This is a genomic window from Streptomyces sp. NPDC107521, assembly GCF_055598485.1.
This window is the reverse complement of sequence record NZ_JBVKAT010000008.1, coordinates 125990-147423: the sequence shown is the minus strand read 5'-3', so window position 1 is coordinate 147423 and position 21434 is coordinate 125990. Positions and strand designations below refer to the sequence as shown.

24 protein-coding genes are annotated in these 21434 nt (G+C 66.2%); 7 read left to right on the top strand and 17 right to left on the bottom strand.

What is annotated here, in order from left to right:
• Positions 1-26: 26 nt before the first annotated feature.
• From ACZ7LB_RS14845 to ACZ7LB_RS14815, 7 genes are all read right to left on the bottom strand, one after another.
• Positions 27-1169: a N4-gp56 family major capsid protein gene (locus ACZ7LB_RS14845; protein WP_471468260.1), complete on the bottom strand. Its 1143-nt coding sequence runs from the start codon at positions 1167-1169 to the stop codon at positions 27-29.
• 70 nt (positions 1170-1239) lie between these two features.
• Positions 1240-2073: a hypothetical protein gene (locus tag ACZ7LB_RS14840; protein WP_471468258.1), complete on the bottom strand. Its 834-nt coding sequence runs from the start codon at positions 2071-2073 to the stop codon at positions 1240-1242.
• Between the two features lie 57 nt (positions 2074-2130).
• On the bottom strand, positions 2131-3681 hold the full coding sequence (locus ACZ7LB_RS14835) for a phage portal protein (RefSeq protein WP_471468481.1): 1551 nt from the start codon (positions 3679-3681) through the stop codon (positions 2131-2133).
• Between the two features lie 29 nt (positions 3682-3710).
• Positions 3711-3842, bottom strand: coding sequence for a hypothetical protein (locus ACZ7LB_RS14830; protein ID WP_471468257.1), 132 nt, complete (start codon positions 3840-3842; stop codon positions 3711-3713).
• Between the two features lie 36 nt (positions 3843-3878).
• Complete coding sequence (locus tag ACZ7LB_RS14825; RefSeq protein ID WP_471468255.1) at positions 3879-4586, bottom strand: hypothetical protein; 708 nt, start codon at positions 4584-4586, stop codon at positions 3879-3881.
• 2 nt (positions 4587-4588) lie between these two features.
• Positions 4589-4822: a hypothetical protein gene (locus ACZ7LB_RS14820; protein WP_471468253.1), complete on the bottom strand. Its 234-nt coding sequence runs from the start codon at positions 4820-4822 to the stop codon at positions 4589-4591.
• Positions 4823-5048: 226 nt separating this feature from the next.
• The gene (locus tag ACZ7LB_RS14815) at positions 5049-6602 is read right to left on the bottom strand and encodes a phage terminase large subunit family protein (RefSeq protein ID WP_471468251.1); all 1554 of its coding nucleotides are present in this window, start codon (positions 6600-6602) and stop codon (positions 5049-5051) included.
• A 117-nt stretch (positions 6603-6719) separates the two neighbouring features.
• Between ACZ7LB_RS14815 and ACZ7LB_RS14810 the strand changes: the two genes are divergently transcribed.
• The 4 genes from ACZ7LB_RS14810 to ACZ7LB_RS14795 all read left to right on the top strand — a co-directional run bounded on the left by ACZ7LB_RS14810 (position 6720) and on the right by ACZ7LB_RS14795 (position 8670).
• Positions 6720-7730, top strand: a complete 1011-nt coding sequence (locus tag ACZ7LB_RS14810) for a tyrosine-type recombinase/integrase (RefSeq protein WP_471468249.1) — start codon at positions 6720-6722, stop codon at positions 7728-7730.
• 153 nt (positions 7731-7883) lie between these two features.
• On the top strand, positions 7884-8177 hold the full coding sequence (locus tag ACZ7LB_RS14805; RefSeq protein ID WP_471468248.1) for a KTSC domain-containing protein: 294 nt from the start codon (positions 7884-7886) through the stop codon (positions 8175-8177).
• Positions 8174-8440 (top strand): hypothetical protein, encoded by a 267-nt coding sequence (locus ACZ7LB_RS14800; RefSeq protein ID WP_471468246.1) that lies wholly within the window; start codon positions 8174-8176, stop codon positions 8438-8440. Before ACZ7LB_RS14805 ends, ACZ7LB_RS14800 begins: the two co-directional genes overlap by 4 nt.
• 71 nt (positions 8441-8511) lie before the next feature.
• The gene (locus ACZ7LB_RS14795) at positions 8512-8670 is read left to right on the top strand and encodes a hypothetical protein (protein ID WP_471468244.1); all 159 of its coding nucleotides are present in this window, start codon (positions 8512-8514) and stop codon (positions 8668-8670) included.
• On the opposite strand, the gene fxlM is transcribed toward ACZ7LB_RS14795, so the two are convergent.
• From fxlM to ACZ7LB_RS14770, 5 genes are all read right to left on the bottom strand, one after another.
• Positions 8667-9863 (bottom strand): methyltransferase, FxLD system, encoded by a 1197-nt coding sequence (gene fxlM, locus ACZ7LB_RS14790; protein WP_471468242.1) that lies wholly within the window; start codon positions 9861-9863, stop codon positions 8667-8669. The genes ACZ7LB_RS14795 and fxlM overlap by 4 nt on opposite strands.
• Positions 9864-9873: 10 nt before the next feature.
• Entirely contained in the window at positions 9874-11025 is a 1152-nt protein-coding gene (locus ACZ7LB_RS14785) for a lanthionine synthetase C family protein (protein WP_471468240.1), read from the bottom strand.
• Positions 11018-14032 (bottom strand): lantibiotic dehydratase, encoded by a 3015-nt coding sequence (locus ACZ7LB_RS14780; RefSeq protein WP_471468238.1) that lies wholly within the window; start codon positions 14030-14032, stop codon positions 11018-11020. Before ACZ7LB_RS14780 ends, ACZ7LB_RS14785 begins: the two co-directional genes overlap by 8 nt.
• A gap of 71 nt (positions 14033-14103) precedes the next feature.
• Positions 14104-14262, bottom strand: coding sequence for an FxLD family lanthipeptide (locus ACZ7LB_RS14775; protein WP_471468236.1), 159 nt, complete (start codon positions 14260-14262; stop codon positions 14104-14106).
• 891 nt (positions 14263-15153) lie between these two features.
• The gene (locus ACZ7LB_RS14770) at positions 15154-15588 is read right to left on the bottom strand and encodes an ATP-binding protein (RefSeq protein ID WP_471468234.1); all 435 of its coding nucleotides are present in this window, start codon (positions 15586-15588) and stop codon (positions 15154-15156) included.
• Positions 15589-15794: 206 nt separating this feature from the next.
• On the opposite strand from ACZ7LB_RS14770, the gene ACZ7LB_RS14765 reads away from it, so the two are divergent.
• Both ACZ7LB_RS14765 and ACZ7LB_RS14760 read left to right on the top strand, forming a co-directional pair.
• Positions 15795-16679, top strand: a complete 885-nt coding sequence (locus tag ACZ7LB_RS14765) for a helix-turn-helix domain-containing protein (protein ID WP_471468232.1) — start codon at positions 15795-15797, stop codon at positions 16677-16679.
• The gene (locus ACZ7LB_RS14760) at positions 16672-16896 is read left to right on the top strand and encodes a DUF397 domain-containing protein (RefSeq protein WP_471468230.1); all 225 of its coding nucleotides are present in this window, start codon (positions 16672-16674) and stop codon (positions 16894-16896) included. Before ACZ7LB_RS14765 ends, ACZ7LB_RS14760 begins: the two co-directional genes overlap by 8 nt.
• Before the next feature lie 460 nt (positions 16897-17356).
• On the opposite strand, the gene ACZ7LB_RS14755 is transcribed toward ACZ7LB_RS14760, so the two are convergent.
• From ACZ7LB_RS14755 to ACZ7LB_RS14735, 5 genes are all read right to left on the bottom strand, one after another.
• Entirely contained in the window at positions 17357-17677 is a 321-nt protein-coding gene (locus ACZ7LB_RS14755) for a hypothetical protein (protein WP_471468228.1), read from the bottom strand.
• A 354-nt stretch (positions 17678-18031) separates the two neighbouring features.
• Positions 18032-18397 carry a hypothetical protein gene (locus ACZ7LB_RS14750; RefSeq protein ID WP_471468226.1) on the bottom strand — a complete coding sequence of 122 codons (366 nt, stop codon included), beginning with the start codon at positions 18395-18397 and terminating at the stop codon, positions 18032-18034.
• A 196-nt stretch (positions 18398-18593) separates the two neighbouring features.
• On the bottom strand, positions 18594-18926 hold the full coding sequence (locus tag ACZ7LB_RS14745; RefSeq protein ID WP_471468224.1) for a hypothetical protein: 333 nt from the start codon (positions 18924-18926) through the stop codon (positions 18594-18596).
• A gap of 9 nt (positions 18927-18935) precedes the next feature.
• The gene (locus tag ACZ7LB_RS14740) at positions 18936-19160 is read right to left on the bottom strand and encodes a hypothetical protein (RefSeq protein ID WP_471468222.1); all 225 of its coding nucleotides are present in this window, start codon (positions 19158-19160) and stop codon (positions 18936-18938) included.
• 70 nt (positions 19161-19230) lie between these two features.
• Positions 19231-19605: a hypothetical protein gene (locus tag ACZ7LB_RS14735; RefSeq protein ID WP_471468220.1), complete on the bottom strand. Its 375-nt coding sequence runs from the start codon at positions 19603-19605 to the stop codon at positions 19231-19233.
• Positions 19606-20360: 755 nt separating this feature from the next.
• On the opposite strand from ACZ7LB_RS14735, the gene ACZ7LB_RS14730 reads away from it, so the two are divergent.
• A complete protein-coding gene (locus ACZ7LB_RS14730; RefSeq protein WP_471468218.1) occupies positions 20361-21134 on the top strand; it encodes a DUF7873 family protein in 774 nt (257 codons plus the stop codon).
• The last annotated feature ends 300 nt before the right edge of the window (positions 21135-21434 follow it).

The following is a 21434-nucleotide window of genomic DNA, read 5'->3' as shown; positions in this document are numbered from 1 at the left end:
CCGGAGGATTCGATCGGCGGGCTCGGTCAGTTGGTCACGCACTGCACCACGGCGTAATCCGTGATGAGCCCGAGACCGAAAATCGAGTACCAAGCCAGGGCGTGCTCTCGTCCGAAGTCGAGCACGCCACCGTCGCGGAGTTCGACGGGCAGAGAGATGGCGTGACCCGCGGCATTGTCACCGATTACCAGAGCCCGGTAGAGCGGGTTCACCGGCGCATTGGGGTTGGACGGGGTAGACGTCACAGCGCCGATTGCGGGGGTCGCCCCGGAAGCGCTCCGGGCGGGCTGCCCGCCCCACTTCTGTGCCGTGTTGGTCGGGATGTTCGTCCCGAGCTGCTGGGTGGCTGGCGGCGTGGTGCTCCCCTGGAATACCTGAGTCGTCTCGATGAATACGACATCGTTGAGGCGGCCGATTTCACCGAGCATAAAGTTCCCGGGGCTCGCGTATCGTGTCACCTCGATGAATTCCGGGTCATCGCGGAGACGGCGGCTCTGGTGGGGGTGGACGAACGCCACGTACGTCTCGCCCAGACGCGGCACGTTCTTCGTGGCCAAGGTCTCGACAGCATCCTTGACCAGCGCAGATGTGAAGTAGAAGCCGCCGTTCGCGGTCATCGTCGTTTCGGAGTCGGCGAACATCCCCCTGTCGTAGGGAGAAAGCGGAGTGCGCGCGGCGCCAGCCGACCAGGACGCAAGCTTGTCGTATCCGTAAAGGACCGACGGGGCGCCCATGAAGGTGTCTCGGGCCAGCGCATCGATGTACGTGGCCATGTTCCGGCCGAGAAGTCGAGCGCCGCTCGCCATGACGTCGTCGAAGCTCGCGTTGAGCAAAAGCTCCGTGACGGCGATTGCGAATCCGTGCTCAGCGACACTGATCGTGATCTGCTCTGCGGAAAGTGCGTGCGTCTCCATTCGCACGCCTTCCACGAGCTGCTGAGCGCCGTCGAGCGACCGGTACCTCATGAAGTTCACCGTGAGGCCCGGAGCAGTCCCGAGTTCGGTCTTCTTCACAAGGAACTGCTCGAAACGCAGCACCGGCATCGCCTGGAAAAGAATTTCCTTCGACCAGATGGTCTGGATCGCCGGCGTGAGCATCGTGGAGTTCGCCGTCGTGTAGGCGGTCGGCGTGGGAGACAGGACCGGAGTCCCAGTGATTCCGCTTGCCACAGGAACCTCTCATTCCGTGATTGGCCGCCGGAATGAATAGGAATGAGAGGCGGTCCTGGTAGGGGGCTGGTCAGTCGAACAGCCCGCGATTGTTGGAGTTGCTGGCTGCCGATCCGAGGAGCTGACCGCGATACTTCGCAAACTCCGCCATCGACATGTTCTTGATGTCGTCCACACTGAGTTGGCGCGCACCTGCTTCGCCATCCATCGGGCCGTTTCCGGTGAAGCCGGTCGGCGAAACACCCCGCATCTGCGAGCGGGCCTGCTGCTGCGCCGACCGCACTGACTGGAAGATCGCGTCCGTCTTCGCCTTGAGCTTTTCGATCGACTGGTCGACCTCCTCGACGGTGTTCCCGCCCACGAGGTCGACCAGCTCGGGAGCGATACTGTTCCGCTCCGCACCAAGCCGTTCCTGAATGTAGGCGCGCAGAGCGTTGAATTCGGCCTCCTTGGCGAGGGCCGCCCGCTCCTGCTCGCGCTCCGCCTGGAGGTCGGAGAACTTGCGCTCCCACTCGGTGGAGCGCTCCTCGACGAGCTTCCGGGCGGACATCTCCGCCTCGGCCTTCTCCTTCGCGGCCTGCTCCTCCAGGGCCAGGCGGTCAGCCTCGGCCTTCTCCCGCGCCTCACGCTCCTCGCGCAGCGTCTTCAGCTCGGCTTCAAGCGACTGAAGCCGCTCGTCCCCCTTCGTCAGGCGGGAGTACAGCTTGTCCTTCTCCTCCTGGCGGGCCTTCTCGATGTCCGCAGAGGTGAAGGCGCGTTCGGCCTGTCCGGGCTGCTGCGTAGGCGCGGGAAGAGCGTTGGCGCGGACGGTGACGGAGCCGTCGGGGTTCGCCTGCGCGCCCGTGCCCGGGTGGGCGGACGAGGCCGGGGGAGTCGGCGGAGAGGAGTTCTGGTTCTCTGGCACGGTGTTCTCCGGGTCGGGTGCAGCCGCCGGAATGATCAGGAATGAGAGGCGGTCGGTTCAGTCGTTTTCAGGGTTTCTCCGCTGGGCCAACTTGGTGCCCTTGGAGAGCGTCACGAGTTCACTCAGGACCGATTCGACGTCCTGGCCGCGGCCAGTACCGGGAAGTCCCGGCAGAGGTCCGGCGCTGGTGGCTCCCGATTTCGAGTCCGTGGAGGCCCCGCTTGTCGGTGCTGACGGCGGGCTTTCCACTCCTGGCGGCGGCAACCCCGTTGAGCGCAAGATAGCCGAGGCAATTTGCGTCTTGATAAATTCGAGAGCGCCGTCTTCCTTGGCCTCGGCGAGACGCTCGTCGAAAATTTCCTGCATCTTCTCGTCAAGAAACGTTTCGCCCAGGTCTCGCAGTGCTCCGCGCTTGGACTCCAACCCGAGCGCGAGTTTCGCCTGGATTTCGTTCAGCTTGACCAAGACATCGACCGGCAGCGGGGGCGGCCAGTCGCATTTGGTGTCGTAGACGACCGGATCTCGTGGGTCGATGACGAGCGGTTGCTCCTCCGAGGTCCGGATTCCCTGGGTGGCCGGGTCGTACAGCAGGGTTTCCGGCTCGTACAGGAAGAGTGTGCGCAGGATCAGCCCATTGACCTGGCGCAGGCCGTGCGAGTAGTTGGTCTGCTTGAGCGAGTAGCGCTGCATGAGCGGGAAGAACTGGATGGAAAGCGCGACACCGCTCGTATTCGAGATCGCCTGCGCCTGGCCGAGGGCCGATTCCGGCACGCCCGTCAACTCGTGCATGCTCCTTTTGACCATGTCTAGATAGGCCAAGGGCCCGGACAGGTCGACGCCGTTCTCCAGGTTGAAGACCTGGGCATCCTTCGGAAGACCCCCCCAGATCTTACGGGGTCCCTTTTCAAGGTTGCTGGCTTTTGCTCCGGTGATGATGGTCACCGGGGCGGCGTGATAGTTGACGATGTCCGAGATTTCGGTGGCCTTCTCGTTGAACTCTCGGTTCAGCGGGATGACGTCCACGATGTCCGCCAGGCCCCAGGGGGAGCCGGAAACGCTGATGTTCCGGATGTGGACGATCGGGATCTGCCCGAGAGGGTTCTCTCGGGCATCAAGGAGTTCGTCATTGACGTATTCCTCGATGAGCTGGTCGGTGATGATCTCCGTGTAGGTGTACACGGCGCGGGTCCCCTCCAGCGAGGTACCCCAAAACTTGTATTTGATCTTCATCCTGAGTAGACGATCGCGGTCGTGCGGGTGGTACTCGGGGAAGACCTGTGCGCTGTTGAGCGGCAGGATTCTGACCCGACCGGGATGCACATTTCCCGCAGGATCGGTCCAGGCCGGCTCATAAGCAACCTTCACGAAACAGTCGCCCGAAACACTTCCGTTCTCGCCCATCTGCCACAACAGTGATTTCTTGTCGTTGTCCACGCTCCAGGCCCGATCCAAAAGGGCCGGCACAATGTGCTCGTACCGCTTGTCAGCCTGGAAGTGGACCCCCCTGCCGAAAGTGAAGTTGGTGATGTAGCGAGAAAGGGCGCCCACGTAGTTGATGGTGATGTTGGGTTCGCCGGCTTCACGCTTGTACGACCAGTGGTGTCCCAGGTACCACGCCCAGTGATTGGCGTACCGTGTCAGACGAGGTCCGTGGACTTCGAATTCTTCGGTAATTCGTCGGCCAGTTCCACCAGGCCGAGCGGGCTGACCGAGACGGTCAGATCACTTGCGCTCGCGCGCATGCTGGGGGAAACAAAGGCAATCGACATGGGCATCACCTCCTTCGAGGGTGTACCGGGGGTCGGTCAGACGGTGAGATAGGGGACCGTCGGCCCGGTCCACGGCAGGGCGACGATGTAGAGGCGAGGGTCCAGCGCCTGGGTACGCGCTGAGACGGTGGAAGCGGCGGTGCCATAGACGTCCACGGCGAGACCGACCCGCACGCTCTTGCCGGCGTCCACGGTCTCCGCGAAGAAAAGCCCGTGGGACTGCTCGTTGCCGGTCTGGACGCTGATGTTGCGGTCTGTGTATGAGGTGGCGCCGTCACCGCGGAGCTGGAGGCGTGCGCGCACTGATGCGGTGACCGAGGTCGTCGACCAGTCCATGCAGCAGTTGCCGTACACCAGCAGCAGCCGCCGCTGGGTGAAGGGGGGCACCTGGTAGGAGTGCAGGAGCTGCCCCGTCTTGGTGTTGCCCGGCATGCTGAAGGCCGTGGTGCGGGCGGTGGCCACTGCCCAGGGGGCGGCGTTGAGCGCGGTCACCTGACCCTGGAGGGTTGTGATCTGGGCCTGCTGTGCCGACTGGGTTGCGTTCAGGGAGCCGATCGAGGCCGAAGCGTCGATCACGCTGGGCTGAAGGGGTCCCGTGGGGGCCGAACTGCCGCCGACCACATTCTTGAGGATCGTGTCGACGGCGTCGGCCACGATGGCGAGGTCCACCGGGACGTCCGGCACCTTGCCCTCGCTGGGGATCGGGATTTTCGCCCACGGGGTGGACTGGCCCGGTGCGGTCACGGTCAGTCCACCCGTGCGTAGTTCCGGCGCTGATGGCGGCCCTCGCCTCGGTCCACGGTGGAGTAGCGCAGCTCCGGCTCCGAGGCGCCCTCCGCCATCGAGCTGATGAACGTCGGGGCCTCCGGCCAACTGGCGGAACCGACGTGGGCGCGCTCACGCATCGTCTCCTCGGCGGACTTGGTGAAGACGTTGGCGTTGTGGTTACTGCGGCCGGGCGGGGTCTGGTAGCCCTGCATGACTCCAGTGGAGAACTCGCTGGGGATGTCGGTATCCGACGCGATGCCTTCCTGGAAACGCAAAGGGCCGCGACGTGCCGGGTTGGCCGCCGTCTTCCGTTCGTAGTGACGGTCGGCGCTTTCCTGGAAGTGCGGGTCCGGGGCGAGAGGGCTCTGCGCCATGGCGGGCCTCCTATTTGAGACGTCTCACCAAGGACGTTAGGCACGCTCTTTTTCGGGCCGTTAATTACCAGGGGATGTTGTGCATCTCGGCTTCGGGCAAGGCAATATCAGCCGTCAAGTAAAGCGCGTTGGCGAGGGAATCGACGTAGTCGTCGTGGGCGGCGTCGACCTCGGGGGCGGCGACGATGATGTGCGGGCCCTGGTACGTCAGCTCCGCGTCCTCCATCTGTTGCCTGAATTTGCGCCAGTTCTTCGTCTGCCGCGTTTTGGCGTGTGCCGGCCAGATGACCAACCCCTTGGACATGAGGTCCATCATGTGTGCCCACCGCTTGGTCTGGGAGGTCCGGTCGCTCTTGAGGTCGACGATCTGTGCGTAGGGCATGAGGACGCGGAGCCTGCTGGCGACGACGTCGCCGAGGCCGCCGGCGTCGATGCCAATGGCGAAAACATTGTAGTGGCTGAGGAAGTCAAGGATTCGGTAATACTGGGTTTCCCAGTCGAGGCCGGTCAGGTCCAACCAACTCAGGACCCGATGTTCGTAGTATCCGTATTCGTCTGGGTAGTCCCAGTTCACCCAGCAAACGGTGACGACGGTGGAGTCATTCTTCCTCGCGGGGTCGATTCCGACGACGACGGGGGATCGGTGCCATTCCTGGACCACACGCATGGAGACGTCGCCGAGTGCGTCGAATCGGTCAGATGTGACCAGCATGCCCTTGTCGAGCAGCCAAATGAGGCGGTAGCTCAACTTGAATTCATCAGACTCCTCGCCAAGACGGTCCATCTCGGACTGGACGAATTTCTTGTAGCGAGGTACGTGCTTGGCGACTTCTTTCCAGTCAACCTGGAAGTGGTTGTTCTTCCGGCCCTTTCGGTTGGATTCTCGCCGGTTCATCTGGATCTGCTCGTAGAATCCGCTCTTGGTGTATGAGGGAGTCCCGGTCAGGCACATGGTGCCGGCGGTCGACGCGAGCATGGGGCCGATGCTCTTGTTCAGCACCTTGTCGTCGGCGGCCTGGGCCTCGTCCACAATGACGATGTGATACGTCTGGCCCTCGATCTGAGCTTTCGGGTGCGCCGTCTGCTTCCGGATCAGGGAACCGCACCGCTTGAACCGCAGCAGCTTTCCCCGGGTGATGATCTTCTCGTCGATCTCAGGGTCGGCGAGAAGATCCTGAGCATGCTCGGAAGTGAGCCTGCCGACGATGCGGGAGAAAAGAGTCTCGGACATTTCGTCCGTGGGCGCAAAAACTCCGATCCACAAGCCCTCGCGGAACTTTCCCAGCAGGGTGGGGAAGAGCTTGCTCAGGTGGGGGAGCATGATTGCCGCGCCGCAGATGGTGTCTGCGACCGTCTCGCTCTTGCCGGACTGACGCGACCACAGGGCTGTGATCTTGGCGGAGTCCTCCGTGATGAGGCTCTCCAGGATGCGACGCGCGAGGGGGAGCTGGTAGGGGCGCAGCGGGTGCCCGGACAGCTCGTCGATGACGAGGATGACCTTGTCGATGATGTACTCGACGAGTGCCTGGTCGCTCGCGCTCTTCGCGGCCGGCTCAGACTCCTCGGGCACGCCCAGGGTCAGCTCGTGGTCGGTGGCGTCGAGCGGTGTGGTCCCCATGCCGGCGAAGCTAAATCGCCGCAAATATGGACAGATAATGTGCTAACGGTGTGTGATCTCCATTACTTGGCTCCTGTACTTGCGGCCTAACGCCAAGTAACTTCGTACGGTGCGGACATGACCACCACGGACTTCTTCGACCTGGGCTCCCTCAACGCGGACCGGCTCGCCGAGCGCACCATCGACCAGATAGCCGACGCCTACCGCGAGTTGAAGGCGCTCAAGAGCCAGGAGACCGCGGACCGCTACCGCAGAGAGATCGAGTTCTTCCTGGCTTTCATGCGCCGGTTCGGCGCCGACCCTGCGCACCCGACGCAGCCCCACGTCAGCCGGTACCTCGCCTACCTGGCCAGCGAACAGCACCCCGAGCACCCCGGCGCATGCTGGCACGAGTGCAAGTACCTCCCCTACACGCCGGCCTCCCGTCAGCATCGCGTCGACGTGCTCCGCGACTTCTATGACTACGCCATCGCGAACGGCTGCCGCCTGCCGGCCAACCCGTGCACCGGCCTGATCATTCACGTCCCCAAGCGCGACGAGATTGATCACCTGACCGAGTGGGAGGCCCTCGATCTCTGGACCGAGGCACGGGCCAAGTCACTGCGCCACGCCGTGGTGGTCGGCCTGGGGCTTGGCTGCGGGCAGCGCAAGTCGGAAAGCATCCTCAGCAGGGCCGAGAACCTGGGGGAGAACAGCTTCGGCCCCACTCTGCGTTTCTGGCGGGTCAAGGGCCGTTACTGGCAGACGATCAACCTTCCGCTCCCCGTACACGAGGCGATCACGACCCTGCTCGCCGGGCGAACTGAGGGCCCAATTCTGCTCACCGGCCACCGCCCCTCCGCAAAGCTGGGCAAGGGGCTCACACCCCAGGGCATGGACCACATCATCAAGGAAATCCGCGAGTGCACCGGCGTCCGGCCCGACGACCTCTACCACCACCTGATGCGCAAGACCTCGATCACCTTCGCGCGCACCATCAACGGATTGCCTCTGGAAAAGACCATGACTTTCTACGGGCACCAGAATCTTCGGGACCACCATCGATACGACGCCTTCGCTCATGACACCTTCGTCCGGGAAATCCGCAACCCGGCGCAGGAGCGCGGGTTCTGGCGCCTGGGCGCCTGACGAATACCCGCAAAAAACCCTCCGTGCCTACGGTCGGATCACGGCCTGACAGGAGGGGTCCGAATGCCTCTGCACGGATTCAGCGATGATGAAATCCGCGAATACATCCTCACCAGCCGCGAGCACCTCGGCCCCCGCAAGTTTGCCGCGCTCGTGCGCGCCTTCCACCTGGGCGACGACCAGGCCCTGCTCACCCAGCGGCCCACGAACACCAGCAACCCGCCCCGGCCGCGGACCATAGCCGCCGGCTACGACTACAAAAGCAAGACGATGTTCGTGCGCTTCCGCGGGAAGCGCGTCGCCGAGGGGCTCTACACGGACGGCGTTGGCTACGAGTACTACAACGTGAGCCGTCGGGAGTGGGACCGCTTCCGGCGGGCCCCCAGTCCCGGCCGCATGATCAACAGCCATTTCAACAACAAGCCCTACAGCCCCTCGGCCTGGTGACGCCCGTGCTCATCACCACCACCCGCTGCCAGCGCGACTGGCCCCGCCGCTACCGCACCTACCACCAGGAGACCGAGCCGCCCTACCGCAGAGCGGACCCGGCCACCGTTTACCGCATCGGCACCCGCGGCATAGTCATCGGCCATTGGACCTCCAAGGCCGATGACGAGGACCAGGCACTCACAGACGCCTTGGGCGGCCGTACAGCAGCCGTGCTCAGCAGCGAGGGCCACCTGCTGCCCGCCTACCGCCGGGAGAAGTGAAGTAGAAGATGTTCGCTCGACAGAACTCCGCCCCGCGGTACCTGGCAGACGCCCGCCGGCGGATCTCGCAGATGAGCCCAGACGCTGCCCGCGAATACAGCGTCAGCGTCTGGGCCTACGGCATGCGCGTCGCCGAGAATCCCGCCGAGCACCTCGACGACGACCTCGGAGAGTGGGACATGGCCCTCGCCACCCTCCAGGCCATACGCGAGCGGATGGCTGCTGTCTAGAGCGACAGCACCACGATGGTGGCGCCCTTCGTCACGAGGTGCCCCACCGGGAGGCTCGTGCTCGCCGCACTGGCCGGGTAGACCGTCATTGCGGGCACCGCGGTACGGTCGGCATTCCAGGCGTCGATGTGGCTGGCCAGGTCACCCGCCAGGGCTTCACCGTCCGGGCCGTAGCCTGCCGCACCCAGCCGCCAGGGCTGATCCGGATCGGCGTCCTCCCGGTGGAGGATCAGATAGGCGAGTGACCCGCCGGCCACCAGGGCAGGGCTGCGCACGGGGATCGCCGGCCGCCGCACTCCTGCGTCCAGGGCCTGGCTGGTGACCTCCAGACGGCACACCCGGTCGTCGCCCACCGTGGCGCGCAGCCAGATCCCGTCGAAGGGGACTTGGCCGCCCACCCGGGCCTGCGACCACACCTCGACGTACGGCCCGGAGAACGCGTCGGTCAGCAGGCGGCCGGCCACGGCCTGGTCCTGGTCGAAGTGGAGACGGATCGTGCCATCGGCGAGTTCCGTCGTGCGCTCGCCGTCCTGGCCGATGACGGGCACGAAGCCGCACAGCTCCATACCGTCGGATACGAGAGTGTCCCCGCGGCGAGTGAGCGCCACGGACCGGGTCTGGCCGCGCCAGCGCAGCGGCAGCACCAGCCGGCCGCCGTCGGCGAGCTGCGCCCACCAGGCGTGGGGGATGTCCCAGAGCCCCACGGTGGCGATCACCCGGTCGTACGGAGCGTGCTCGGGGGCACCCTTCAGGCCGTCGCGTTCGATCACGGTCACGTGGTCGTAGCCGGTAGCGTTGAGGGCCTTGCGGGCGTGGAGGGCGACATCGGGGTCGATGTCCACCGTGGTGACCTGACCGTCCGGGCCGACCACCTCGGCGAGGAGCGCCGCGTTGTAGCCGGTTCCGGCGCCGATCTCCAGGACTCGGTCACCGGGTTGTGCGTCGAGCTGGGCGAGCATCATGGCCACGATGGAAGGCACGGAGGCGAGCGAGAGCGGCAGCGGGCCGGCCGGGTTGTCCTTGATGCTCACCGCTTCGTCGGTGTACGCCTTCGTCGGGTCGAGGCCCGGGAGATGCTGATCTCGCGCGACGGTACGCATGGCCCGCTCGACAGAGGGCGGCAGAGCCCGGCCCGCCGTGATCTGGTCCACGAGATGGTTGCGCCGCTCGTCGAGTGTGGGTGTGTCGGTCACAGAGTCCCTTTCATTTCAAGAGGAGGCATGTCTCCCACCCTGATGCAACGGGGCGGGAGGGGTTGAGGGTGTGGATGGCCAGACGTACTCCGTCGGAGCCCGTGAGCAGCCCGGCACCCTGGGGCAGTCCGGTTATCGCCACGTGGCTACCAACCTTGGCCCGAAGGCTCGGCAAAAGTCGGCGCAGAGAACTGTCGGCATCGGTGTCGGCGGCAGCCCGGTCCGCCGTGAGCCAGACCCCGGCCCAGCCGTGGCACACGCTTGTGTCGCTGATGCGCGCGAGTTGCCCGGGATCGCGCAGGCAGGCGGTCAGGAGTTCTTCGGCCCGGATGCGGCTGGGCTCACGGCCGCACGCGAGCGCGGCCAGTTGCAGGGCGCGGGCGATGCCGGGTGTGCCGTAGCACCATGAGGGCCTGCCTGGGCGGAATCGCTTCGACGGGCCGCGGCGCCACTCGTCCGGGGCCATTGTCTCCGGCCACGGGGAACCCCCGCCCGGCCTGGGCTGGGCCCACTGCGTCAGCAGGTGGCACGCCCCTTCCAGGGCCTCGACCTGACCACGGACGGTGTGACCGGCCCGGCGGGCGAGCGCGAGGAGAGCGACGGGTCCGGCGACTCCGTGAGCAATCCCCCAATTCGCGTGCCCCTGGGGCCATTTGGGGTCCGGCTGGCCGGACGGTCCGTCCGACGTCCACCACCCCGGCAGCCGTCTGCCCTTGACGGTCACCGGCTCCTGGAGAAGACGGACCAGGTAACGCAGGACGCCGTACAGGGACTCTGGGGCTGTACCGGAGTGCAGGAGGGAGGCACCCAGTCCGGTCAGGCCGCTGATCAAGTCGAACTCGCGCGTGCGGGCCGGCAGGCCGCTGTCCATACGCCTGCTGGCTGTCGCCAGCCGCTGTCGCACCAGCTTGTCCAGAGCCGCGTCAAGGTGAACGAGCGCGGACCGGTACGCCGGGTGCCCGGCGGTGCGTAGAGCGAAGGCGACTGCCGGAGCACCGAAGTACAGGCCGGCGCTGTCACGGTGCCCCGTAGGCGCCTGGGCGGTCATTGCGCGTGCCGCACGATGCGCGGCATCCCATCGGCCGCTGTCCTGAGCGAGTACACCCTGGTACAGGACGGACCCCGGCAGACCACGCCCCAGGTCGTGCAGGTTGTCAGCCATCGGCCGCCCTCCGCGCCAGCAACGACCGGCACGCCTGACGGGCCGCATGCCGGGACACGGCCTCGGACTCCCGGTCCGGACCCGCCATCCGGACGTGATGCATGTGCAGCAGCGACTCCAGCACCGGGCCGGGCGGGCGGGTACCGAGCCGGTCACGGTACTCGGCCAGCGCATTGTGCCGTCGCTCATGGGCGGCACGGACCCCGTCCGGCCACTGGGGACCGGGCAGCCCGGCGCGTACCTCGTCCAGGACCGCCCGTGTGACCGCCGGCAGGCTGACCACACCGGCGGAAGTGGTGGCCAGCCATCGCATCCCTCCCTCGGTTCCCAGTAGGCCGCAGGCGATGCCGATCATGCCAAGCGCGCACAGCACGTGGCGGTCCGGCTGGGGGAAAGCGACCAGCAACTCGCGGACCATATCGCTGTCTGCGACGAACACGGACTCGGCGCAGACAAGGGTCTGCCCGATGCCGTAGCGGCCGAACTCGGGCCGGTAGGCGTCAACCACCAGCCGGGAGACAAGCGCCTGGTCCTGGAGCTGCTCGGTCCAGTCGGCCAGGGCCTGTGTCACGGCGGTGCAAGCGGCGGCGTCGGTGGCGGCGATCCGGAGCCTGAGATGGTCGTCCTCCTGGGAGGTGCGGTAGCGCACGAACCAGCACTCCTTCCCGTCAAGTGCGTCAAGCAGCTCGGGGAGGCGACGAGAAAGGATCTGGTCCATCACCGTGGGATGGCTGAAGAGCTTGCCCTGCACCCACCGCTGGAAGCGGGCGCCCGGGGGCGCCAGCAGCCGGTTCAGAACCACGGGAGCGGCAGCAAGGTCAGGGTGTGGGAGCGGCGGACGGGCTGACGTCATCGGCACAGTGATCTCGTGGGCATGCCCGATCCAGCCGAGATCCTGGTCGTCAGGACTCTCCACCAACTCGGCGACTCCGTGACGACGAAGGTGAGCATGCAGCAGCCGCGCGTGGATCGGGAGGGCGAGGTCCAGACGCAAATAGCGGTCGCCCGAGAACAGCTCCAGGCGCTGAGCCTGAGCACACCCCCACTCCGCAGCCCAAGCGGAGAGTGCCTCATGCCAGCCGGCCTGGAAGCCTCCGGCGGGCAGATCCTCGGAAGTCAGCCTCCACCGCGCGGGTGAGAGAACTGATTTGCGGTACCGGACCCTCGGCAAACACGGCATCTCAGCCGCCAGCGGACCCCAGTCGAACTGGGTCCACGCTCCAGCGAAGCCCCGAGCGAGCAGCGCGACGAAGCGGGCAATGGGTGGGGCCTGCTTCTCCAGTGCCAAGGGGTGAAGCACGACAGGCTCAACCACCTGGCGACGCGAGAGGCTCACCAGGTGCATGGCCCTGCCGGTGGAGACCACAGCCAGGTCATCGAGCGCAATCACCGATGCGGTGTGCTCGCGGTGCTCGCCGACGGGGATCACGTACGGGAGGAAATCCGGGATGCGTGCGATTGCCTCCGCGTGCGGGTGAGGCGGGGTGAAGGAAAGCTGCGCTGCAAGCGCCCCGTCGACCAGGGTCGGCAGCTCGCGGTAGACCGCACCAATACGGTCGTCGTCGAGTGCAGCCGCGAAACGGCCGGAGAACGTGCCTGTGCTCCAGGCGGGGCGGACGGACAGACTGAAGTCACCGGCGTCGACGGCCGCGGCCGTTGGCGCATGCACCCGCACGGCCATCTCCATGTGCGGCACAACGGGCACCTCGTCGATATCGGCGGTGCACAGCCTGTCGATGTCGGAGTCCTTCAAATGGATTTCCCGCGCCCCGCGGCGCGCCGCCCGCCATGCCATGCGCATCAGCAGTTCGTCGCGAGGGAGTATCCGCAGGCGAGGTTCGGCGCATCCGGACATAGGGAAGCCAGGAGGCAGGCCGGCTCCGGCCGCCAGGTCAGCGGCCTCGCGGACCGGCACGAGACTGCCAGCCCCGTAACGCTCCCAGAAGACCTCGTGATAGGTCGACCACGCTGGCTGTCCCTGCAAGGTCCGGGACAGACGGAGCAGGGCCTCGCCAGCGCGCTCAGCCTCCTCCAGCACGTGGTCCGGCAGGCGTACCTCGGCGTCCAGCCGGAGATCGACACTGAGTCGCGTCCGGCCCTGATCGCAGATGCGGGTCATCTGTTCCGCGGCCGTCTGCCGCAGCTCCCGCTTTCTCGCAGCAGACGAACTGATCTGGTTGTGCATCTCCAGCGCACCGTGGACACCGGTGAGTTCGCGGACTAGATCCGCGGTGGGTGGAGCAAGAAGCGCCGACACGGGCGTTAGCGTGCGCAGCATGTGGCCGAGCGGATCGGGGTCCGTCATGGGCGCGGCCAGGCTGCTCGTCAGCACGCCGGCTTCCAGTGCATCGACGACCAGGCGGATGGCCTGGCCTTCCTGACCGCCCAGTGCGGTGAGGTGATCGAGCAGCTCGCGGCCGGTGATCTGGTCGGCGGCGAGGTCCAGCAGAGCGGCCATGGGGCGCCGGACGCGGATGCTGGCGATACGTCCCCCGGACAGAGGGCGGTCGACGACGTCGCCGTGCCGCACGGCCAGGTCGTCCACGCGGACGGACAGGTGAGGCAGTACGTCGGGCCGGGCGGTGAGATCACGGCGCACGTGGTCCAGCCATAAAGTGTCGGGCCGGGCCAGTGGCGAATGGGCTGACCCGATGGTGCCGGTACACGGGCCGTGGTCAGCCACGGCGACGCCGGCGAAAAGACCGAAAGGCGTCGGCCGGCCGGCTGCCCGCAGGAAATACCGGGCGGTTGCGCCCACCATTTTGGCGAGCTGCTTGGGGCTCACGTCCTCGCCCAGCAGACACCGGTCGACAGCCTGAGCGAGCCGGGGGGTGGCACCCCGAGTCGCGTCCGAGAAGTCGGCGAGGGACCACACCTCCTCCAGCCAGCGGATGCAGTCTGCTGGGTCGTCCACCACGGGCCAACGGACGGTCTGTGCATGCAGCGGCAGTACGGCGGCCCGCACCAGGAGCACGCTCCCGCGCCGCAAGAGTTTGGCTGGCATCATTCATTCCCCTTCTGCTACGCCCGTGCGGGGCGGGAGAACCGCCCCGCACGGACCTCAGCGCTGTTCCGGCGTCAGCTCGCGCATGCCGAGGCGCAGGTGCTGCCGCACCCGTCGCCGCTCCCGCAGTCGGCGGGCACGGGCGTGGGCGCGTCGGTGACGGTGACGTCGAGCTGCCAGTCGTCGGTGGTCAGGCCGGCATCGGCCGGGGCGGTGGTCATCTGCGGGGTCAAGGCGTACCTCCGTAGGGTCGTCTCTGCGGGAAAGGAGTTATTCCCCGCAGAGAAAATAGAGCTTCCGGTCCCGCGAGAGGAAGGGGGAAATGGGCCGAGCCGGAAAGTGGCATATGCGGAATTCGGCGAGAATTTGCGGGCATGCCAAAATTCCGGAAGAGCTTAAATATCTTCCGGAATTACCTGGTGCAGCAGTGGGCGCCTGAGCTGGTGAAGACCTGGAGATGGCCGCACCAGTTCAGGCGCCTGTGCTTTAAAGTTCGCTCTCCGCGTCACCCCCTCTCTGGATGGGTATTGTCAGCCGCCACGACGAGGGGGGAGACATGAAATTCCCGTCGATGGCGGAGTCCGGGGCGTGGTCCTGGCCCTCTGCACGGCAGGGGCACCACGAAGAGCACCGCGCCCGACGTCCGGCGCACATCATCACGGCCGCCGTGCCGACCCAGATCGCCGTAACCACCGCGATGACGGCGCATACCCCCACGCAGCCGGCTCTCACGTCAAACCTCCTTGGTGGGGGCCCGGCCGCCGGTCACGCCCGCCCTGGCAGGGAGGGTTCCCCGTCGGCCAGGCCCCGGTCACAGTGCCTCCAGGGCCCGGCGTAGCTGAAGCAATTCGAGCCGAGAGGGATTTATCAGAGTCGAGTTGGCCTCCCGGAGCAGCCGGGCCTTCTCCGCTTCCGCAGCGTCCTCGGCCCGCCTCTGCTCCGCGAGGTTCGAGACCAGGGTCTCGAACTGAGTGATCGCTTCCTGGAAGAGAGCCGGCGTCGTCCGTACCTCAACGGATGTCTCGGTGCCGGCGTCGTGCCACCCCCGTACGACCAGACGCAGCGGGCAGTCGGGGTACGGGTCGCCTGACAACTCGCGATCGGACAGGAGGGATAACGCGAACTCAGGCGCAGGCACTGGACTCGCGTCCGAAAGTGGGTGTGAATGGGGCGATGTGGACCTTTGCGATTTTCCCCCCGGGGACGCGGGACCAGTAGATGCCCTCCGTCAGTTCGGCCACGAGAGCGAGGCCGCGGCCGGACTCGTCGTCCTCACCCGCGACCCTTGCCTCCGGGAGCGCGGTCGAGGCGTCCTCGACCTCAATCACGCCCTCGGGCCACACCGCGACCTCGAACGTGTCTCCGCCGGCATGGATAACCGCGTTGGCCGCCAGTTCGCCGACCACCAGGGCGACGATCTCGGCCTGCTCGTCGGAGCCGCCAAGCCGGGTGAACTCAGTGACCGCAAACTCGCGGGCAAGCGGAACCCACCGCACCTCGGCTGGGAACGCTGACCTCACGGGATAGCCCTCTCGGAGCATGAACGGCTCTGAGCGCATCGGACCTCCACTCGGACACGCGGCCGACAGGCAGCCACGCCAGACGGATACGCACCGCCACGGCCCTCACTCGGTGCGCTTCCCAGAGTGTGGTGCGTACGTAACTGCGTACGCAACCCCGAAGCCGGAATACACCTCGGACATGCCACGATCGGGTGGCTACGCGCTACGCTGCGCAGGGAAGACAGCCAACGGAGGGAGCGCGCATGGCGGTCAGCACGGCTGCTATTGCGGCACGTCAGCGCTTCGGGCATGAACTGAAGAGCGTCCGCGAGAACACCCTGCGCGACGGCCGGCGAGTCAAGCAGGTCGACGTGGCCAAGGCGATGGGCCGAACCACCTACCACCGCTACTCGCAGATAGAGCGGGGAACTTCGTGGCCCAAGGACGACGAGTGGCGGATCATCTGCAAGTTCCTGGGCATGGACGCGGTCACACGGGCGACGCTCTCGACGATGCGCTCAGAAGGCATGTCGATCACCAGCGCGTGGTGGACAGAGTACGAGGAGGACTTCCCGGAAAGCCTCATCGAGTTCGTCGCGTACGAGGACGCCGCGGAACGCATCACCACGTGCGCTGTCAACGTTCTGCCGGCCCTGCTCCAGACGGAGAACTACGCACGGTCGATCACTACCGGCGTAGCTGGTTCGGTCCTGCCACCCGATACCGTTGAGCGTTCGGTTGCGCTGCGGCGAGGACGCCGACGCATCCTGGACAGACCCGATCCGACCCCCGTCGAGTTCATCTTCAGCGAGGCCGCGCTGCGCCAGCAGATCGGCGGCCGAGAGGTGACGGCCGCCCAGCTTGAATCCCTGCTCGACGACGTCGTATCCCGGCCCGTGACAATCCGAGTGATCGGCTTCAACAAGCCCGCAACGGCGATGTACATGGGACACCTCTTGGATTTCCCCGGAGAGGAAGAGCAGTCGATCTCCGTGATCGATTCCCAGACGGGGATGCTGTTCCAGACGCGCCCGAAGGAGGTCCGCGAGACCAGGTACTACATCGAGGCCATGCGGAAGCAGGCCGCATCCCCGCAAAAATCCGTGGAAATGATCAAGTCGGCATTTAAGGAACTCTCCCGTGCGTGAATCGAAGCGTGTACCGAACAAGCTCAACGCCCAGATCATCCCCGAGGATGTCTGGTTCAAGGCGTCCTACTCCGGCGGCGGCAGCGGAAGTGACTGCGTTGAGGTTGCCCCCCTGGCGGGCGGCGCTGCGCTCCGTGACTCGAAGAACCGTGACGGCGGCGTGCTCCGCGTCACCACCAGTTCCATGGACGCCTTCGTGGCGTATCTGAAGAGCTGACGCAGCTCCTGGCGAAGGCCCCCGACCCTGGCACGGGGCGGGGGCCTTCGTCATGACCGCTACCGGGACTTCGCCTTCCCTGCGGCCGTCTGCCCACTCCTTCGCTCAGGGCTCAGTACGTGGGTGCCATGAAGATCGACGACCGGCCGTGACCCATGGCCGGCGCTCCGGTGGGCGCAGCGCCGAGGCCGAGCTGGGGGCGGGTGGGGCGTCCGCGGACCGGGCTCGTGCCCGGCTGGGCGCTCAACCGGGGAAGGGCCGCGGTGAGGGACGGTGTGCCGCCATGGTCCGGCAGTTCCGAGGGCCAGCCGGCCGCGAGGCTGCTCCTGGGCCCTCCGGTGGGAGTGCCGGGGACCGTCGGCCACGACGGGTTCGGACGTTGCACGAGGGGCACGGCGATCACCTCGACATCGGACGGGACCACACGACTGTGCCTGCCCCGAATTCGGGGCAGGTAATGTCAGGGCTTGCCGAATTCGGGCCTGGCGTAGGTGAGCTTCGGGAGCTGCTGGACGAGCGACTGGATGCGCTTTCGCTTCACCCGGGCCGTGTGCTGGTCCCAGGGGTAGTCCTCGACGACCGGGACGGTAGAGAAGAGCCATTTTTCGTCGGGATGGACGGGCCAGCTCAGTTGGCCCGTGGGGCACTCGACGTACAGCACCGGCCAGCCCGGTGGGTCGGCGTAGCTGAGTGCGCCGCCGAAGAGCGCGACCACCACGGCCAGGAGGTGGGCGTGCTCCGTGTAGATGTCGATCTCCGCATTTCCGGAGCCGTCTGCCATCTGAATGTCCTTTCGGAACGGGTCAGATCAGACGTCATCTTGTTTCGTATGAGCTTGTGGTCCGGCACGACACGGACCGGCTTTCGAGTGAAATGGAAAGAGACCGGATGATTTCTCGGCTGCTCACTCAAACGGCCGACACATGCTGCCGGCCGGGGGAGACCAAGGCCGCGGCGACCGCGGGCGTCGGCGGAAAGGCAAGACCCCCTGCTGATGAGGAACAGGCATCAGCAGGGGGTCAGTCACTGCGGTCTCAGGTCCATCCCGCACCGTCCTACCCGTAGCGAGTCAGGCCGTCATGGCGGGGACTTCCCGTCGTCCGTCGCCCGGTGAAACCCCACGCGCGGCGCGGTGTTACGCCTTCTCGCAGGGGCCACTCGAATGGCCGAAGCGGAGTCGGTATCTGTCCAGCATCTCCAGTACGGGAGTCGTCCCGTACAGCAGTGGGGCCTCGGGAGCACACTCCGCTTGGTAGGCCAGCCAGAGCATGCCGACCACATCTCTGGCCGCCCTGCGCAGCCGAAGCCGCGGAAGCACCGTCAGGCCCCTGCCCAGCCGCCTGTAACGGTCCCTGCGGGCGAACTCCGCGCACAGGGAGGGGTTGACGCGGCGGAGCAGGTCGACGTCCACCCACGAGTCCGTCCAGTGCACGCCGTAGACCAGCGGAAGCCAGACGGCATCCATGAGGAAGAACGCGAAATTTCCCACTGCTCTGGCCATGTACTGCGCGTCGCTCCGCTCCAGCAGACGCCGGCTCCTTCTGCTCTTGAGGTCGGCATCCTGAACATAGAACGTTATATAGGCAATTGCCCATAGGCGTGGGTCGTCCAGGGCTTCCGGGTCCGCAGTTTGCGGCATGTCAGCGATTGGCCTTCCGGCAGGATTCACGTGTCTGAGCCGCAGCAGGGCTGGCTGGCTATGTGTGGAGAAAGGGGCGGTATCCCTCGGGGCGCAGTTCCACCTCGTAGTGACCGTCTACGGTGGGCGCGAACACGATGCTGCACGGGAACGGGACCGTGCCCACGAGGGCGAGGGCACGGTCCTCGACTTCTTCCGCCCAGTCCCGCATTTCCATCGGCAGGCGCCAGGTGCCCTGGGAACATTCCATCCACGCGAGCCGCTCCGGGGGCTCTGTGTAGATGTGTTCGACCCACAGCGTCACGGGGCGCACAACCGCGAAGACCTGCATCCCGCGAACCTTGTTGAGGTACTGCGTCCTCAGCGTCCCGGTCAGTTGTAGCTGTGCCACGACTTCTCCCTACCCGGTCTGCGCGCAGGCCAGTACCCGGACCGCCAAGCCGTCTGCCTGCCGGGAGAAGGCGGCGGTCAGCGGCAGAGGCAGCAGCCCGCGGCGAATATCCGCGTCCACGGTGCGGGCCCAGGTGTGCAGGCCCTGGGGCAGGACGTAGCGGCACCTGTTGGCGAGGGTCAGCGTCCAGTGCCCGAAGCCGCCGTCCCATTCCAGGGCATGCACTGTGAGCACTAGGCCCATGTCCCCGGGGTGGACGGCTGGCACGACCAGGCGGCGGGGGAGCGGGGACCGCTCGTGCAGGTCACACGTCGACATGGACCTGACCCGACTGGAACACGGCGCATGCCCTGGGATGGGCGGCCCGCGCCTCCGCTTCGGAGGAGCACGTCCATAGCCGCCGCACGAAGCGGCGCTCGGGCGCTTCGGTGTAGAGCGCCGAGGGGTAGAGCTGCGGCAGGTGCCCATCCGGTACGGGCCAGCGGGAGGCGACGTCATCGAAGACCCGGAAGAGGGTCCGCACGACGGCCCTCTGCCCTGACGGCAGTCTGATCGGCGTCCAGAGCAGCGTGGAGCGGTCCAAGTCCTCCATCAGCTCGACGGCCTGGCGAATGGTGATTGGCTCGCCCGACAGGCCGAAGGCGACGGGGGCGCCGCCCGGTCCGAGAGGGACGTGCATGTCTGGCTCCGTTTCGAGTAGGGCCTGGCTCAGCACATTGCGTCCTTTCCTGGAAGACGACGGTCCGGCGCAACCAGGGGGTAGAGGCGCTGGGGGAAGGCGCCGTGTCTGGTTGCGCCGGACCATTCCGGGGCGCGTGCCAGGCGGGGGCCTGGCGAATGGGGGATCAGTCAGGACCCCGCCCCGTGGGCACGCACAGACATCAACCCATACTCCGTGCGGTAGTCACGCAGTTTCCGGGTTATTTCTTGGCCCACCACTCGAATGGGTGACGCGCTACCGTCCGTGCGTGTGCCGGAGGGTGGCGAAGTCCAAGATGACCGATATGAGCGTCCGAATGTTGGGATTTTCAGGGGAAACGATAACGCTCGGTTATCTCTGCGCGGGAGTATCACCGCACTTCCACCCCCCCTTCACTTCATCGGCAGAGGAGCCGGTGCCCGGCAACTCGGGCAGCTCCAGGCCCACTGCGCACCCCGAGTCGCTTCCTGCGAACTCCCACCAGCAGACGGCCGCGTATGCGCCCACCTCGCCGACCGTCCGCACAGCCTCCCTGGTCGCCGCGCCCGGCTACTCCGCTACCGCTGTTCTGCGGAGAGCGGACCTGTGTACGCAAGTGCGTACGCACTATGCCCAGATGGCATATGCCCGCACAGCGCTTCCTGCACGCCGTGGCGAGCCACTATAAAGACCAGACCCCCAAATGGGTTAACTCTGTTTGCATAAACCGAAACTAGCTCCGTAGCTTCCTCCACATGACGACGCGACTCAGCCAGGTCGTCGCAGTGGAAAAGCCCATCAAGACCGAGGCGTACGGTGCCCTCAGCGCTGCACACCATCAGGTCCAGAAGCCCCCGCTGCTCGCTGGCATCACCCGCACCTACCGGCCGCGCGACGACGAGGGGGAGACGCTCCCCGCAGAAGCCACCCGAGTCCAGCTCCGAGCCATCGATGCCATCCGCGAGGTCATGCAGCACCTGACCCGCTTCTACAACGTCAGCGCCACACGCGACTGGGCCAACACCACCGCGCGGGCAGACGTCAAAGTCGCCGGCCAGATGCTCATTCCCGAAGTTCCCATTCCCTACCTGCTCTTCCTCGAAAAGCAGCTCCAGGCCCTGCAAACCTTCATCGAAAAACTCCCTGTCCTCGACCCGGCCGAGGAATGGGTCTGGGACCAGGACAAAGGGATCTACAGGACACCCCCCTATGAAACTCAGCGCTCCAAAAAGGCGCCACGCAACCACGTCCTGGCCGAAGCTACCCCACAGCACAAGGCCCAGGTCGAAATTATCTACGAGGACATCCCCGTAGGCACCTGGACCACCGTGAAGTACTCCGGCGCCTTGCCGGCCGGCCACGTCAAGGCCATGATGGAGCGCCTCCGGGTCCTCCGTGACGCGGTCAAGTCCGCCCGGGAAGAAGCCAATTCGACTGAGATCCCCCAGATCCACGTCGCTGCCCCCCTCCTCGACTACCTCTTCGCCAACGTCACCCCGCCGGCCAACGAACGACACGCGGCAGCGTGACCCCCAAACCCCCGCCGCTGGCGTGCGGCGGGTGCTCAAGGAGCGCAATCTAAAGCTCAGGACTGAAATTCAGTACGAAGCGGACTCCGGTGGCGGTTCGAATCCTCCCCGGGGCACCACAAGCCCCGGTAGCCCAATGTAGAGGCAGGGTCCGCCGACAACCTGAAACTCTCGCTCCTAAGCTGATGGCACGCCACCAAGCGCCGGATCGAATGGCCCGAGCCCAATCCCCGAAGTGCCGGTTCAAGTCCGGCCCGTGCAGCTTCGATGCGCGGTGGTCCAATGGCAGGACGCGGAGAC

What these genes read in the sequence shown, in the direction of transcription:
- ACZ7LB_RS14830 (WP_471468257.1), bottom strand. Translation starts at nt 3,842, where the DNA reads ATGTCGATTGCCTTTGTTTCCCCCAGCATGCGCGCGAGCGCAAGTGAT.
- ACZ7LB_RS14820 (WP_471468253.1), bottom strand. Translation starts at nt 4,822, where the DNA reads ATGCAGGGCTACCAGACCCCGCCCGGCCGCAGTAACCACAACGCCAAC.
- ACZ7LB_RS14815 (WP_471468251.1), bottom strand. Translation starts at nt 6,602, where the DNA reads ATGGGGACCACACCGCTCGACGCCACCGACCACGAGCTGACCCTGGGC.
- ACZ7LB_RS14810 (WP_471468249.1), top strand. Translation starts at nt 6,720, where the DNA reads ATGACCACCACGGACTTCTTCGACCTGGGCTCCCTCAACGCGGACCGG.
- ACZ7LB_RS14795 (WP_471468244.1), top strand. Translation starts at nt 8,512, where the DNA reads ATGAGCCCAGACGCTGCCCGCGAATACAGCGTCAGCGTCTGGGCCTAC.
- ACZ7LB_RS14785 (WP_471468240.1), bottom strand. Translation starts at nt 11,025, where the DNA reads ATGGCTGACAACCTGCACGACCTGGGGCGTGGTCTGCCGGGGTCCGTC.
- ACZ7LB_RS14780 (WP_471468238.1), bottom strand. Translation starts at nt 14,032, where the DNA reads ATGATGCCAGCCAAACTCTTGCGGCGCGGGAGCGTGCTCCTGGTGCGG.
- ACZ7LB_RS14770 (WP_471468234.1), bottom strand. Translation starts at nt 15,588, where the DNA reads ATGCGCTCAGAGCCGTTCATGCTCCGAGAGGGCTATCCCGTGAGGTCA.
- ACZ7LB_RS14765 (WP_471468232.1), top strand. Translation starts at nt 15,795, where the DNA reads ATGGCGGTCAGCACGGCTGCTATTGCGGCACGTCAGCGCTTCGGGCAT.
- ACZ7LB_RS14755 (WP_471468228.1), bottom strand. Translation starts at nt 17,677, where the DNA reads ATGGCAGACGGCTCCGGAAATGCGGAGATCGACATCTACACGGAGCAC.
- ACZ7LB_RS14750 (WP_471468226.1), bottom strand. Translation starts at nt 18,397, where the DNA reads ATGGCCAGAGCAGTGGGAAATTTCGCGTTCTTCCTCATGGATGCCGTC.
- ACZ7LB_RS14735 (WP_471468220.1), bottom strand. Translation starts at nt 19,605, where the DNA reads ATGCACGTCCCTCTCGGACCGGGCGGCGCCCCCGTCGCCTTCGGCCTG.
- ACZ7LB_RS14730 (WP_471468218.1), top strand. Translation starts at nt 20,361, where the DNA reads ATGACGACGCGACTCAGCCAGGTCGTCGCAGTGGAAAAGCCCATCAAG.